Genomic DNA, 14,564 nt, shown 5'->3' with positions numbered 1-14,564 from the left:
GCCCGGCTCCGCACCGGGCCGCGATCATCGCCCTCAATCTCTGGCGAACGGCCACGCTCCGAATTTGTAGTTCACGCCGAGCGATACGGTCTGCAGCTTGTTGCTCGCCGGCGCGAAATCGATGCCGGACAACGGCAGCGGCGGCGAGGCGCCGAACGCCGAGGATGCGCCGAAGTCGAAGTACTTGTACTCCAGCGCCATCGACCACGACGGCGCCAGCGCATATTCGAGGCCGCCGCCGACGGTCCAGCCCCAATTGGTGCTGGTGTTCGATATCACCGGGCCTCCGACGCCGACGAGATTGAACTGATCCTGCTGGCGATCCCAGGCCGCACCGCCTTTGACGTAAAGCAGCGTGCGATCGATCGCATAGCCGCCGCGCGCCGTGAAGGCGCCGATCGCGTCGATCCTGCTGCCGCAGTTGAAACCGGCGAAGACCGGATTGGGGAAAGCGCCGAAGCAGGTGTCGGTGCCGCGGATGTTGGCCCAGTTCGCCGAGGCTTCGACGCCGGCAACGAGGTCGCCGACCTGATAGTTCACGCCGATCTGGCCGCCGAGCAGCGCGCCGCCGAGGTCGACGCGGTCGCCCGTCGTCGGAGTCGGGAATGGATCCGCATAGGTGGTGCGGCCCCAGCCCGAGCCGACGCTGGCGCCGACATAAACGCCGGTCCAATTGGCGACCGCGATCGGGGGCGCCTTGGTGATGCCGCGCTCCGCAGTGCCGGCGCCATCGATATCGCCGAACTTGTACGAGGTCTGCAAGAAGCCGCCGTAACGCTCCGAATAGAACTGCATCGGCGCGGCGACAGTCGCCCCCGGGAAGACCGTGCTGGCACTGTCCGTCGCGAAGTACCAATAGCGGCCGCCGACGCCGACGCTGAAGCGGTCGGTGACGGCGTAGGACAGGATCGCCTCGAACTGCGTGCCCCAACCGTGGCCGACCTCGGACTGCGGATTGATGTCGGCGCGGAACCAGTGATTGTCGAAGCCGGCGCGGTTGACGTAAGGCAGATAGGCCGCGTCGACCTCGAGCCGCAGTCGTTCGGTCAACGGCGCCCGGACGTTGATGCCGAGCGCGACCCCGCGCCAGGATTCGGTCTCGCTGAGACCGAGATAGTTGGTGGGAAACGGAACCCCACAGGTGGCGAAGTCGGTCGCGATCTGAAGGCAGCCGAAGCCGTTGCCGGTCTGGTAGAACGAACGATAGCCGACGAAGCCGCCGAGCTTGCGCCCGCCATCGTTGATGAAATTGTAGCCGATGTCGGCGCTGCCGAACGACAGGCGGCCGTCGCGCATTTCCGAAATCGTGTTGGAATAGGTCACCTGGCTGGGGAAGTCTTCGTCGTTGAGCTGCCCGTCGACGAGATGACCGAGGCCGAGGTTCGCCTTGGCGAACAGACCCGACGCATGATCGACACGCACGAACGCTTCGAGCGAATGACCGGTCTGATCGCCATAGATCAGCCGCGAATTCAGCCGGCTCGGCAGAACGTTGCTGTTCAGATCCTTCTGCATCCGCCCCGAGCTGCCCCAATAGCGGGTGCCGGCTTCGACCTGCCAGCCGAGCGGCAGCGCTGCGGCTTTGACGAACAGCGGCGCGTCGCTGCCGAGCGTCGGCGCGCCGGAGCCGAGCCGGTAGTTCAAGCCCGCCTTGACCAGATCGAACTTCTGCTTGAATCCGACATTGGATGCGTTGCCGAACTGATCGACGTAGGATGTGTCGGCGGTGCCGAGGTCGACGTGATCGTACTCGACGAACGCCGACAGGTTCGAGCTGAGCGCGTATTCGAGGCCGGTGCCGGTGACCCAGCCCCACCGCGTCCCGCTTTCGGTGAAACGGTTGGCGATCCTCGCGCGCTGAGCATCGCTGCTGCCGCTCGCCCACGCCGCGCCGGCCTTGCCGTAGATCAACAGGTTACCCCAGGTCTGGCCGAGCCGACCCGTGATCATGCCGAGTGAAGAGACCGAGTTGTGGCAGGTGAAACTGCCTTGTGACCCGATATCGGTTGCGCATTTGGCGTAGCCGCCGATATCGGCCGCGGATGCGGACGCTTCGACGCCGGCGACCCACCGGCCGATCTGATAGTTCGCCCCGATCTGCCCGCCGCCAAACAGACCCGAACTATCGCCGCCGCCGGGGAAGCCGCCCGACGACGATGCGGCGAGCAAGGCACCTGTTGCCGAGTCCCAGTCGTTGCGGCCGAAGGCGCCGCCGGCGTGGACGCCGAGATAGATCCCGGTCCAGCTCCACTGCGGCAACGGCACGCCGGGAAGCGGCGCGGCACTGACCGACGCTGCGCCGAGGCGATAGTTGAGACCGACCTTGACCAGATGCGCGGTCTGGCCGATCGAGACGTCCGATACTCCGCCGAACTGATCGGCCATCGTCAGCGAGCGATTGCCGAAATCTGCGTAGTTGTACTCGATCTTACCCGACAAGCCCGGCAGGAAGGCGTATTCGGCACCGACGCCGACCAGCCAGCCGGTGCGGATCTCGGACGCTTCGAGGACATTGACGAAGTTGCCGCTGGCCATGCGGCGATGCACATCGGCCCAGGCGGCGCCCGCCTTGCCGTAGAGCAGCAGATCGCCGGCGGCATAGCCGAAGCGCGCCGCGAGCGTCCACAGCTCGTCGATCCGGGTGGTACAGGCAAAAGCGCCACGCAGGCACCGCGCCAGGCCGTTGATGGAACCGAAGCTGGCGTCGCCCTCGATGCCGACGACGGTGCGGCCGAACTGCGCATTGTAGCCGGCCTGGACGCCCGTGATCGCATTGCCGCTGACGCCGTGGCCATAGAAGGCCGCTCCCGCCAGCGCAGAGCCCCCGCCCGCGATGCTGTTCCAGGCACTATCCGAAGCGGCGCCGCCAACGTGGCTGCCGATGTAAAAGCCGGTCCAGTCGGTTGCGACCGCTGTGGGCGACCGGACGTTGTTGAACGGCAAATCGGCCGCAGCGGCCGGACCGCACGAAACGCCCACCACTGAACCAATGCTCAGCCACACTGAGAATTTTCTCATACCGCCCCCCTCGGCCCGTAGGCGCACCACCCGGTGCAGGGCAACATGATTCTCTGGCGGAACTCTACGGCCGCGCGCACATGGAGACCGCGTAAAACACAGCAAAGCTGCATTCTACACACCATTGTACAGGTCGCACGGCCCATTGTGAGAACGCCGACCGCGATAAAGCCCGCGTCACGGCACCACGCCCTAAAGCGAGACGCCAGGACGGCCGCTGTCCGCCAGGCACGACGTGACGACCGGCTTCACCGGCCGCCTCGCGCGCGATCGTCCGGAAGTGTCCGGTACGTCGCTGATCGGCAGCCGCAGCGCCGGCTTCCGCGCCACGCTGCGGCTGCTCGCCGCCGACTGATCGGCGGTCGTTCTCTTGCTCCGACTGCGTCGCGCGGGAATTACTTCTTCATTTGATCCTTCGACATGTGGTCCTTCGACATGCCGTCCTTGTGCATGCCGTCCTTCGCCATGGTGTCCTTCTTCATGCCGTCCTTGGACATGGAGTCCTTGGACATCGAGTCTTTGGACATGCCGTCTTTCTTCTCCATCTTGTCCATGGCGTAGGCAGCGGGAGCCGCAGCGAGACCGGCGGAGAACACGGCCAGAGCGACGGCGGAAGCGAGGCGGATGCGGGTCATGTGATGTGATCCTTGTCGAAATCGATCGGGCCGGCGAATGCCGCCCTCTTCCTCGACGTTGGCGAACGGCCGCGTGTTACATCGGACCGAAATTATTCTCGCGCATCGTGCAGCGGAACCGTCATCGCCTCTCCGGACTCGCGTGCATCGCAGCAAGTCGTCTACCGCACTGCAACTAACAAATCGGAGCAATCGGGCCAGTTTGCCGCATCATGCCTTGACCATCGCGCGACCGATGCCCTAGCGATTCAAGCAACAGATAATGATCGGGAGAGAAACGATGCTGTCACGCCGCCACCTCCTCGTCTCCGCCCTGGCTGCACCGGCCGTCCTCAAATTCGGAACAGGCACAGCTCGAGCGGCAACGACGCTGAAGATCTCGCATCAGTTTCCCGGCGGCACCATCGACAAAGGCGACTTCCGCGACCGGCTGTGCCGCAAGTTCGCCGAGGAAATCGGCAAGCGCTCCGGCGGCGAACTGGTCGGCGAAGTCTATCCCGGCTCATCGCTGATCAAGACCAACGCGCAGTTCTCGGCGATGCGCAAAGGCGCGCTCGACCTGTCGCTATATCCGATGCCTTATGCCGGCGGCGAAGTGCCGGAGACCAATATCGGCCTGATGCCCGGGCTGGTTTCGACCTACGACCAGGGCCTGTCGTGGAAGAACAAGCCGGTCGGCAAGGCGCTGACCGATTTCCTCGCCGACAAGGGCATCGTGCTGGTCACATGGGTATGGCAGGCCGGCGGCGTCGCCAGCCGCTCCAAGGCGCTGCTGTCGCCCGATGACGCCAAGGGCCTCAAGGTTCGCGGCGGCTCGCGCGAGATGGACATGGTGTTGCAGCAGGCCGGCGCCGCGGTGCTGTCGGTGCCCTCCAACGAGATTTACGCCGCAATGCAGACCGGCGCCTGCGATGCCGGCATCACCTCGTCCACCAGCCTGATCTCGTTCCGCCTCGAAGAAGTCGCCAAGCATCTGACCTCGGGCGCCGACGCGTCCTACTGGTTCATGCTCGAGCCGCTGATGATGTCGAAGGCGATCTTCGACAAGCTGCCGAAGAACCATCAGGACATCATCCTATCGGTCGGCGCCGAGCTCGAAGCGTTCGGCAAGCAAGGCGCCCAGGCCGACGATATCGAAGTCGCAAAGGTGTACGAGAAGGCCGGCGCCAAGGTCGACAAGCTCGACGCCGCCACGGTCGAGAAGTGGGCCGCAATCGCGCGCGATACCGCGTGGAAGGACTACGGCAAGAAGACCGCGACCTGCGCCAACCTGCTCAAGCTCGCGACCGACGCGGCATGATGCACGGACCCGTGCCGGGCCAGCCGGATCCGACCAGCGCCGCGCAGCGCGAGACCGGCGGCCCGCTCGGCCATGTGCTGGCGCTGATCAACCGCGCGATCCTGGTGCTGGCGGCGATCGCACTGGTGGTCGCCTGCGGCATCCTCAGCTACAGCGTGGCAGTGCGCAGCCTGTTCCACAGCGCGACCTACTGGCAGGATGAGGCCGCGGTGTTCCTGCTGGTCGGCGCCACCTTCCTCACCGCCGCCTTCGTGCAGAGCCAGCGCGGCCATATCGGCATCGAAGCGTTCACCGGCCTGCTGCCGCCCGCGGTGAACCGAGTCCGGCTGCTGCTGGTCGACATCGCCAGCCTCGCCTTCTGCGGCTTCTTCGCCTGGAAATCCTGGACGCTGACGCACGAGGCCTATGTCGACGGCCAGGTTTCGAATTCGATCTGGTCTCCGCCGCTCGCCATCCCCTACGCGCTGATGGCCGCCGGCATGACGCTGCTGTGCCTCCAGATCGCGGTGCAGATCGTGAACTCCTTCGGCAGGACGAAGCGCGCGTGACAGTCCTCGGTATTGGTATCAGCTACGGCCTCGCCACGCTGGTCGCGATGTTCTCCGGCATGCCGATCGCATTTGCGCTCGGCGCCGTCGCGCTGGTGTTCATGGCGATCTACATGCCGCACGCCTCGCTCGATACGGTGACGCAGAACGTCTACGAGGAGATGGCCTCGATCACGCTGCTGTCGATCCCGCTGTTCATCCTGAAGGGCGCGGCGATCGGCAAGTCGCGCGCCGGCCAGGACCTGTATTCGGCGCTGCACGCCTGGCTGCATCGCGTGCCCGGCGGCCTCGGCGTCGCCAACGTGTTCGCCTGCGCGCTGTTCGCCGCGATGGCCGGCTCCTCACCCGCGACCTGCTCGGCGATCGGCTCCGCCGGCATTCCGGAGATGCGCAAGCGCGGTTATTCCGGCGGCTTCGCGGCCGGCATCATCGCCGCTGGCGGTACGCTCGGCATTCTGCTGCCGCCGTCGGTGACGATGATCCTGTTCGCGGTGGCGGCCGAGAAGTCCCTCGGCCGGCTGTTCCTCGCCGGCATCGGACCGGGCCTGCTGCTGGTGACGCTGTTCGGGCTGTACGCGGTGTGGCGGTTTCGCAGCGAATACGCCGCCGCCAAGGCGCTGTACGAGCAGACCGGCAAGGAGTCCGCGATTTTGACTCGCGAGCACTACACCATGGCGCAGCGCTTCGGAGCGCTGCCGCGGGTGCTTCCGTTCGTGATCCTGCTCACCGGCGTGATGATCGCGCTGTACGGCGGTTACGCGACGCCGTCGGAAACCGCCGGCCTCGGCGGCCTATTGGCGTTGGCGTTGATCGCGCTGATCTACGGGGTATGGAAGCCTTCCGACCTGTCGCCGATCATGATCTCGACGGTGCGCGAATCCACTATGCTGATGATGATCATCGGCATGTCGCTGCTGTACTCCTACGTGATGAGCTATCTGCACATCTCGCAGTCGGCAGCCGAGGCGGTCGTGGCGATGCAGCTGCCGCGCTGGGGGCTGTTGGTGGCGATCCTGGCGCTGGTCGTGGTGCTCGGCTTCTTCCTGCCGCCGGTGTCGATCATCCTGATGACCGCGCCGATCATCCTGCCGCCGCTGCGCGCCGCCGGCTTCGACATCATCTGGTTCGGCGTGGTGATGACCATCGTGATGGAGATGGGCCTGATCCATCCGCCGGTCGGCCTCAACATCTTCGTCATCCGCAACGTCGCCCCCGACATCCCGCTGTCCGAGGTGATCTGGGGCACGCTGCCGTTCGTGCTGCTGATGATGTTCGCGGTGCTGCTGCTGTGCCTGGTGCCCGGCATCTCGACCTGGCTGCCGGATCTGGTGATGGGGCCGGAGAGCCTCAGATAATTCTCTGGATGGATTAGGCGCACTCGCGCCGCAACCCACCTCCCCTCGCCGCACCAGAAACCAGATGGTGGGTTACGCGCCCACGGCGCTAACCCACCCTGCCGGTCACTACCACGTGACGTAGAAGTCGCCGCGATTACCCATGCTCAAAGCCAGCGCTTTGCCGCCATCGATCGCCGCCTTGGTATCACCCGTCGGCTTCACACTGGTCGACCCCATCGTCCCGCCGCCACCGGCGTCGGCAAAATGGACCGCCCACGACTGCATGTTGAGGTCAGGCACGTCGGACGCCTTCTGGAATTTGAGCGTGCCGTTCTGCAGCGCATCGCTGAGCGACTGCGCCTGCTCGGTCATGCCCTTGTCCTGAAGCGCGGTGATGTGACTGGCGATGGCCGAGTGCGTTGCAAAGACGAACATGACGTCGTCGGACACCACCTGGCCTTCGGTCGAGCTCGCGAATTGGCCGCCGTTCTTGGCCAGATCCTGCATCGCCTGCGCATTGTTGTAGAGCTTTGCGCCGGCCTCCAGGATGGCGATATTGTCCGCGCTGCCCTCCTGTTGCCAGATCGGCGTACCAGACAGGACGCTGGCCCCCGCGCTGGTTTGGTCTGTCGAACCTTTCAGCCCGTTTCCGAGATCGTGGATTTGATCGAAGATCGATTTGTTCTTGGATGACGCTTTGTCCGACGAGACCGAGCCCTTGTTGTTTGACCTCGACGCTTCGACCTGGGCCGCGAGCTTCTTGGCCGCGACTTGATCGGCCGCGTTCCTCGCCAGCACTGCCTTGGCGTTATCTGACAGATCCACGATCGTCGCAGAACCGGCGCGGCTCGACGCCGCTGCGCCCGGAGCCGCAAAGCTCCCGCTGCTGAGCCCGGAGATCACGCTGTCGCTGGTAGCGTTCTGCACGCCGATCACGGTCTTGATCGCCGAAAGGTCCGGAAGCGTGGGAGCGATCGTCGTCATGATGGGCCTCCCTGGCCGCGCCGCTGACCCGGTAGATGAAACGGGGTCGATTCGCCAAATTCGAGTATCAAATGATACGGGTATCTTCAGGCGCGCATCGTTAAGAATGAATTAACGCGACCGTCTTCGACCGGATCGAGGCGACCCGCCTTGCCTGAGAATTGTTCTAGACTGGCCTGGGTCCGCGCGACTTAGGACGCTGTGCGCACCCGCTTGTTCTTCGCGTTCAGCGCATTGACGACGCGGCTGACCGGCGGGCGGCCGAGCAGTGCGGCGACGCTGTTGGTCGCGGCAATCAGCCTGTCCATGTCGACGCCCATCGGCACGCCCATGCCTTCCAGCATGTAGAGCACATCTTCGGTCGCAACGTTGCCGGTGGCGCCCGGCGCATAGGGGCAGCCGCCGAGGCCGCCGGCGGCGCTGTCGATCACGCGGGCGCCCTCTTCCAGCCCGGCATAGAGATTGGCGAGCGCCTGACCATAAGTGTCGTGGAAGTGCATCGCGAGGTTCTGCATCGGGATCGCCTCGGCACAGGCGCGTAGCAGCTCTCGGACTTTTTTCGGGGTGCCGACCCCGATGGTGTCGCCGAGCGAGATCTCGTAGCACCCGAGGTCCCACAGCGTGGTCGCTGCATCGACCACCGCCTGCACCGGCACGTTGCCGTCGAACGGACAACCGAGCACGCAGGAGATGTAGCCGCGCACCTTGACGCCGTCCGCTTGCGCTCGCGCAATCACCGGCCTGAACCGCTCGATCGACTCAGCGACCGAGCAGTTGATGTTGGCGCGGGAAAACCCTTCCGACGCCGAGGCGAACACCGCGACGACCTTGGCGCCGGCGGCGTGCGCGGCGTCATAGCCCTTCTCGTTCGGCACCAGCACGTGGAATTCGCCGGGCAGCTTCAGCGACGCCCGCAGCACCTCGTCGGAGCCGACCATCTGCGGGATCGCCTTCGGCGACACGAACGCGCCGACCTCGACGGTGGACAGACCCGCGCCGACCAGCGCCTCGACGAACGCGATCCGGTCCGCCACCGAAACCGGAGTCTTCTCGTTCTGCAGGCCATCACGCGGGCCGACTTCGACGATACGGATGGTGTCGGTCATGCGCCCTCCATGTATTACGTCGTCATGCTCGGCCTTGTGCCGGGCATCCGCGCCTTTCAGCAGATCAACGTCCGAAGGCGTGGATGGCCAGGACGAGCCCGGCCATGACGGTGGTAGTTGCTACTCTGCGTCGGCCTCGAGCTCGGCCAGCTCGGCACCTTCAGCGACAATGTCGCCGACCTTGCACTTGATCGCCGTCAGCGTACCGGCGAACGGCGCGCGCAGGGTCTGCTCCATCTTCATCACTTCGAGCGTGAGGATCGGCGCTCCCTTGTCGAGCTTGGCGCCGACCTCCGCCAGCAGCGCCACCACGGTGCCGGGCAGCGGCGCGACAATCTTGTCTTCGCCGGTCTGCTCCTCGCTCTCACCGCCGAACGGATCGACAAGGTGCAGCTCGAACCGGCCGTTGCGGGTGCGGACATAAAACTCGGCGCCCTCGACCACGGCATGTACGCGCGAGCGTGCTTCGCCGAGCGACACGTCGATGCTGTCGCCATTTGCGGCCCACGCAAACGCCAGTTCGCGGCCGTCGATCGCCAGCGTCGATGCCCCGCCACCATAGCTGAGCTGCACGTTGTGGTCGGTGTGGTCGTGCCCCTGCCCGCGCCGGAACAGGAAGGTACGCTGGCGCCGGCCGACCGGCATCCAGCCTGCCGTCCGCCACGGCGACGGTCCTTCGGCCTTCGCTACGTCATCCTCGCTGCGCAGGATCGCCGCAACCGCGGCGGCGAGTTCGAGATCGCCGAGCGCGTTCGGCGCCGCGGTGAGCGCTGCGAGATGGCGTTCGATGAAGCCGGTATCGATCGCGTTGGCGCGTACCTCGGGATGCATGATCAGCGCCGACAGGAACGGAATGTTGGTGACGACGCCGCGGATGTCGGTCTCGTTCAGCCCGCGGTCGAGCCGGTCGATCGCCGCCTCACGGGTCGGCGCCCAGGCGATCACCTTGGCGAGCATCGCGTCGTAATACGGCGACACGCTGTCGCCGCCGCGATAGCCGGCATCGATGCGCAGGCCATCGACCTCGGCCGGCGTGCGCCAGGTCGTGATCTTGCCGACCGACGGCATGAAGTTCTTCGCCGGGTTCTCGGCATAGACCCGCGCCTCGATCGCGTGGCCATTGAGCCGGAGCTGACCCTGCTCGAGCGGCAGCGCTTCGCCGAACGCGACGCGAAGCTGCCATTCAACCAGATCGACGCCCGAGATAAGTTCGGTCACCGGATGCTCGACCTGCAGGCGCGTGTTCATCTCGATGAAGAACACGTCCTTGCCGTCGGAGACGAACTCGATGGTGCCGGCGCCGACATAGTTCACCGTGCCGGCCGCGCGGCGGGCTGCTTCGCACACAGTCTCACGCTGCGCAGCGCTCAGCGTCGGTGACGGGGCTTCTTCGATCACCTTCTGGTGGCGGCGCTGCAGCGTGCATTCGCGCTCGAACAGCGAGACCAGATTGCCGAGGCTGTCGCCGACGATCTGCACCTCGATATGGCGCGGATTGTCGACATAGCGCTCGATCAGCAGCGTATCGTCGCCGAACGCCGCCTTGGCCTCGCGCTTGGCGCTGACGATCGCTGCGGCAAGCTCGTCGGCCTTGCGCACCACCCGCATGCCGCGTCCGCCGCCGCCGGCCGAAGCCTTCACCAGCACAGGGAAGCCGATCTTGTCCGCAGCCGCGGCGAGCGTCGCCTCGTCCTGCGCGGCGCCGTGATAGCCCGGCACCAGCGGCACGCCGGCCTTTTCCATCAGCGCCTTGGAGCCCGATTTCGAGCCCATCGCGGTGATCATCTCCGGCGTCGGCCCAACGAATACGAGGCTAGCATCCGCGCAGGCCTGTGCGAACTCGGCGCTCTCGGACAGGAAACCGTAGCCGGGATGCACCGCTTCGGCGCCGCTCTGCTTGGCGGCCTGGATGATGCGTTCGATGTTGAGATAGCTGTCGCGGGCCCGCGCCGGGCCGAGCAGCACAGCCTCGTCGGCCTCGGCGACGTGCTGCGCGCCGGCATCGGCCTCGGAATATACTGCGACAGTCCGCAAACCCATTGCGCGTGCGGTGCGGATGACGCGGCAGGCGATCTCGCCGCGGTTGGCGATCAGAAGCGTGCGGAAGCGACGATACAGGGCCGTGTTTGCCATCATCAAATCCTGATCATCACATCCGGAACAGGCCGAACTTCGTCGGCTCGATCGGCGCATTGCTCGAAGCCGAAAGGCCGAGCCCAAGCACCAGCCGTGTGTCGGCGGGGTCGATCACGCCGTCGTCCCACAGCCGCGCCGTCGCATAGTATGGGCTGCCTTGCGTCTCGTACTGCGCACGGATCGGAGAGCGGAATTCTTCTTCATCTTCCGTGCTCCACGAACCGCCCTTGGCCTCGATGTTGTCGCGGCGGAGCTGGCTCAGCACCATCGCGGCCTGCTCGCCTCCCATCACCGAGATCCGCGCGTTCGGCCACATCCACAGAAAACGCGGCGAATAAGCCCGCCCGCACATGCCGTAATTGCCGGCGCCGTAGGAGCCGCCGATCACCACGGTGAATTTCGGCACGTTGGCGGTCGCGACCGCGGTCACCAGCTTGGCGCCGTCGCGGGCGATGCCGCCGGCCTCGTATTTCTTGCCGACCATGAAGCCGGTGATGTTCTGCAGGAACACCAGCGGAATGCCGCGCTGGCAGCACAGCTCGATGAAATGCGCGCCTTTCAGCGAAGACTCGCTGAACAGGATGCCGTTGTTGGCGATGATGCCGACCGGGAAGCCCCAGATATGCGCGAAGCCGCACACCAGCGTCTGGCCGTAGAGCTTTTTGAATTCGTCGAACTCCGAGCCGTCGACGATCCGGGCGATGATGTCGCGCACGTCGAACGGCTTGCGGCTTTCGGCCGGCACGATGCCGTAGAGCTGCTCGGCCGGATACAGCGGCTCCCTCGGCTCGCGCATGTTCAACACCGGCCGCTGCGGCGGCTTCAACGTGCCGACGATTTTTCGCGCGATGCCGATCGCATGGGCGTCGTTCTGCGCGTAATGGTCGGTGACGCCGGACTGCCGCGAGTGCACGTCGGCTCCGCCGAGCTCTTCGGCCGAGACCACTTCGCCGGTCGCCGCCTTCACCAGCGGCGGGCCGCCGAGGAAGATGGTGCCCTGATTACGGACGATGATGCTCTCGTCCGACATCGCCGGCACATAGGCGCCGCCCGCGGTGCACGAACCCATCACCACCGCGATCTGCGGAATGCCCTGCGCCGACATATTGGCCTGGTTGAAGAAGATCCGGCCGAAGTGCCGCTCGTCGGGAAACACCTCGTCCTGCTGCGGCAGGAAGGCGCCGCCGGAGTCGACCATGTAAATGCACGGCAGATTGTTCTGCCGGGCGATGTCCTGCGCGCGCAGATGCTTCTTCACCGTCAGCGGATAATAGGTGCCGCCCTTCACGGTCGCGTCGTTGGCGACGATCATGCATTCACGGCCCGCGACTCGGCCGATGCCAGTGACGATCGAGGCCGAATGCACATCGCCGCCATAGAGGCCATTGGCCGCGAGCGGCGACAATTCGAGAAACGCCGTCCCAGGATCGAGCAGCAGATCGACGCGGTCACGCGGCAGCAGCTTGCCGCGCGCAGTGTGCTTGGCGCGGGCCGCCTCGCCGCCACCGGCGGCCACCGCCACCAGCTTGTCGTTCAATTCAGCGACCAGCGCGCGCATCGCCTCAGCGTTGCGCGCGAAATCGGCCGAACCGGGATCGATCTTGGAATGCAGCGACATGGCGTTTCCGGCAGGTTCTGACTCGCTTCGGGATCGAAGCGTTGAAGACATGGTGTCATCGCCGGGCCGACAGGCGCAACCCTAACCTGCCCGGGCGCGACGCAACACGCGCATAGCCGGGTCTCTCGGCCGGCGGCTTGCGCCGAGCGGCCGCGTCGAACGCCGCGGCCTTGCAAGCTGCCGCGGCTGCAATTCCGGGTCAGTGCGTCCAGGGCTCGGGACGACGGAAGGCGAAATTGTCGGCGTAGGCCGCGCGGCGGCGTGCCGGCTCCTTCGGCTCGATGATCTGGTATGGAATGCCCTCGCGCTCGCAATAGGCGACCGCGTCCTCACAGGTTTGGAAGTGCAGGCTGACCTGCTGGTGCATGTCCGAGGACGAGGTCCAGCCCATCAGCGGCTCGATCGTGCGCGGCGTTTCCGGCTCGTAATCGAGCTGCCATTCCCGGGTCTTGGCAGTCCCGGATTGCATCGCGTTCTTGGAGGGCTTGTAGATCCGTGCGGTCATGGAAGAGACGAGCCTGTCGAGCTACGGCACTGCGCCGGTTTGGTGGAAGCGACGATCCTGGTGTAACGTTCCGCTGAGTAACGGACGAGGTCGGAATCACGTAGAGTTTTGAGGTTGGTTCCGGCCAATTGAGATTCCGTCGCCTAGCGATTTCGTTTCCTGATTTCCTATATTCTGTCCCCGGCATCGTGACAATCGCAGGCCGGCGGGCGACCTCGCAACAATACGGACGATCGGCCCCATGGAGATACAGGCTATTCTGCCCAGCAAAGGGCGCGATCTGCGGCTCGACCTATTCCGCGGCATTGCCAACTGGGCGATCTACCTGGATCACATCCCGAACAACGTGGTGAACTGGATCACGACCCGCAACTGGGGGTTCAGCGACGCCGCCGACCTGTTCGTGTTCATTTCCGGCTACACCGCTTCGTTCGTCTACGCGAAGATGATGCTGGAGCGCGGCTTCATCGTCGGCGGCACCCGGCTGACCAAGCGGGTCTGGCAGCTCTACGTCGCCCACATCGTGCTGTTCGTGATCTATATCGTCGCGATCGGCTATGTGGCGGAGCGCTTTTCCGATCCCGAGATCATCAACGAGTTCAACATCGCAGGTCTCGTCGCCAATCCGGGCGAGACGTTCCGCCAAGGGCTACTGCTGAAATTCAAGCCGGTCAATCTCGACGTGCTGCCGCTGTACATCGTGCTGATGGGGCTGTTCCCGCCGGTGTTATGGCTGATGTTGCGCCGCCCCGACGCGGTGATGATCGGCTCGTTCGTGCTGTATTTCGCCGCCCGCTATTTCGAGTGGAATCTGCAGGCGTTTCCGGAAGGCACCTGGTACTTCAACCCGTTCTGCTGGCAGCTGTTGTTCGTGTTCGGCGCATGGTGCGCACTCGGCGGCACGGTCCGGTCGCGTTCGCTGATCAACTCGCGCGGCATGCTGTGGTTCTGCATCGCCTATCTGGTGTTCGCGCTGATCATGACGATGGCGGGCCGTTTCGAGGAATTCGGCGACCTGTTTCCGCGCTGGCTGTATGACGCCTTCAATCCCAACGATAAGACCAACCTCGCACCCTACCGCTTCCTGCATTTCGCGGTGATCGTCGTGCTGGTGATCCGGTTCGTGCCAAAGGACTGGAAGGGACTGGAATCGCGCATCTTCGAACCGCTGATCAAGTGCGGACAGCAGTCGCTCGCGGTGTTCTGCGTCGGCGTCTTCCTGTCGTTCGTGGCGCATTTCGAGCTGACCATGAGCTCCGGTTCACTGCTGGCGCAGATCCTGGTCAGCGCCGCTGGCATCGCGATGATGACGCTGGTCGCGTACTACATTTCCTGGTCGAAGCAGCAGGACAAGCCCGTCCGCCCGGCCCCCAAGCC

11 protein-coding genes are annotated in these 14,564 nt (G+C 65.1%); 4 read left to right on the top strand and 7 right to left on the bottom strand.

Annotated elements, in window-relative coordinates:
• Positions 1–33 precede the first annotated feature (33 nt).
• Both DY468_RS14070 and DY468_RS14065 read right to left on the bottom strand, forming a co-directional pair.
• The gene (locus tag DY468_RS14070) at positions 34–3,018 is read right to left on the bottom strand and encodes an outer membrane protein (RefSeq protein ID WP_164605433.1); all 2,985 of its coding nucleotides are present in this window, start codon (positions 3,016–3,018) and stop codon (positions 34–36) included.
• Between the two features lie 395 nt (positions 3,019–3,413).
• A complete protein-coding gene (locus DY468_RS14065) occupies positions 3,414–3,653 on the bottom strand; it encodes a pentapeptide MXKDX repeat protein (RefSeq protein WP_164605432.1) in 240 nt (79 codons plus the stop codon).
• A gap of 280 nt (positions 3,654–3,933) precedes the next feature.
• On the opposite strand from DY468_RS14065, the gene dctP reads away from it, so the two are divergent.
• The 3 genes from dctP to DY468_RS14050 are packed head-to-tail and all read left to right on the top strand — an operon-like array spanning position 3,934 to position 6,856.
• Positions 3,934–4,953: a TRAP transporter substrate-binding protein DctP gene (gene dctP / locus DY468_RS14060; protein WP_164605431.1), complete on the top strand. Its 1,020-nt coding sequence runs from the start codon at positions 3,934–3,936 to the stop codon at positions 4,951–4,953.
• Positions 4,950–5,501 carry a TRAP transporter small permease gene (locus DY468_RS14055; RefSeq protein WP_164605430.1) on the top strand — a complete coding sequence of 184 codons (552 nt, stop codon included), beginning with the start codon at positions 4,950–4,952 and terminating at the stop codon, positions 5,499–5,501. Before dctP ends, DY468_RS14055 begins: the two co-directional genes overlap by 4 nt.
• The gene (locus DY468_RS14050) at positions 5,498–6,856 is read left to right on the top strand and encodes a TRAP transporter large permease (protein WP_164605429.1); all 1,359 of its coding nucleotides are present in this window, start codon (positions 5,498–5,500) and stop codon (positions 6,854–6,856) included. Before DY468_RS14055 ends, DY468_RS14050 begins: the two co-directional genes overlap by 4 nt.
• A gap of 108 nt (positions 6,857–6,964) precedes the next feature.
• Here DY468_RS14050 and DY468_RS14045 read toward each other — a convergent pair whose 3' ends face one another.
• The 5 genes from DY468_RS14045 to DY468_RS14025 all read right to left on the bottom strand — a co-directional run bounded on the left by DY468_RS14045 (position 6,965) and on the right by DY468_RS14025 (position 13,187).
• Positions 6,965–7,774, bottom strand: a complete 810-nt coding sequence (locus DY468_RS14045) for a hypothetical protein (protein ID WP_164605428.1) — start codon at positions 7,772–7,774, stop codon at positions 6,965–6,967.
• 239 nt (positions 7,775–8,013) lie between these two features.
• Positions 8,014–8,928 carry a hydroxymethylglutaryl-CoA lyase gene (locus tag DY468_RS14040; RefSeq protein ID WP_164605427.1) on the bottom strand — a complete coding sequence of 305 codons (915 nt, stop codon included), beginning with the start codon at positions 8,926–8,928 and terminating at the stop codon, positions 8,014–8,016.
• A 120-nt stretch (positions 8,929–9,048) separates the two neighbouring features.
• Positions 9,049–11,061: an acetyl/propionyl/methylcrotonyl-CoA carboxylase subunit alpha gene (locus DY468_RS14035; RefSeq protein WP_349644280.1), complete on the bottom strand. Its 2,013-nt coding sequence runs from the start codon at positions 11,059–11,061 to the stop codon at positions 9,049–9,051.
• 16 nt (positions 11,062–11,077) lie between these two features.
• Positions 11,078–12,682 carry a carboxyl transferase domain-containing protein gene (locus tag DY468_RS14030; RefSeq protein ID WP_164605425.1) on the bottom strand — a complete coding sequence of 535 codons (1,605 nt, stop codon included), beginning with the start codon at positions 12,680–12,682 and terminating at the stop codon, positions 11,078–11,080.
• Positions 12,683–12,881: 199 nt separating this feature from the next.
• On the bottom strand, positions 12,882–13,187 hold the full coding sequence (locus DY468_RS14025; protein WP_164605424.1) for an ETC complex I subunit: 306 nt from the start codon (positions 13,185–13,187) through the stop codon (positions 12,882–12,884).
• A 241-nt stretch (positions 13,188–13,428) separates the two neighbouring features.
• On the opposite strand from DY468_RS14025, the gene DY468_RS14020 reads away from it, so the two are divergent.
• Positions 13,429–14,564 (top strand): OpgC domain-containing protein (locus DY468_RS14020; RefSeq protein WP_164605423.1); only part of this gene is annotated, 1,136 nt, incomplete at its 3' end.

Origin of the sequence: Rhodopseudomonas sp. BR0M22 (assembly GCF_010907035.1) — a bacterium.
Lineage (GTDB): Bacteria > Pseudomonadota > Alphaproteobacteria > Rhizobiales > Xanthobacteraceae > Rhodopseudomonas.
The sequence above is the reverse complement of the archived record's forward strand: the minus strand, read 5'-3'. Positions and strand labels throughout refer to the sequence as shown.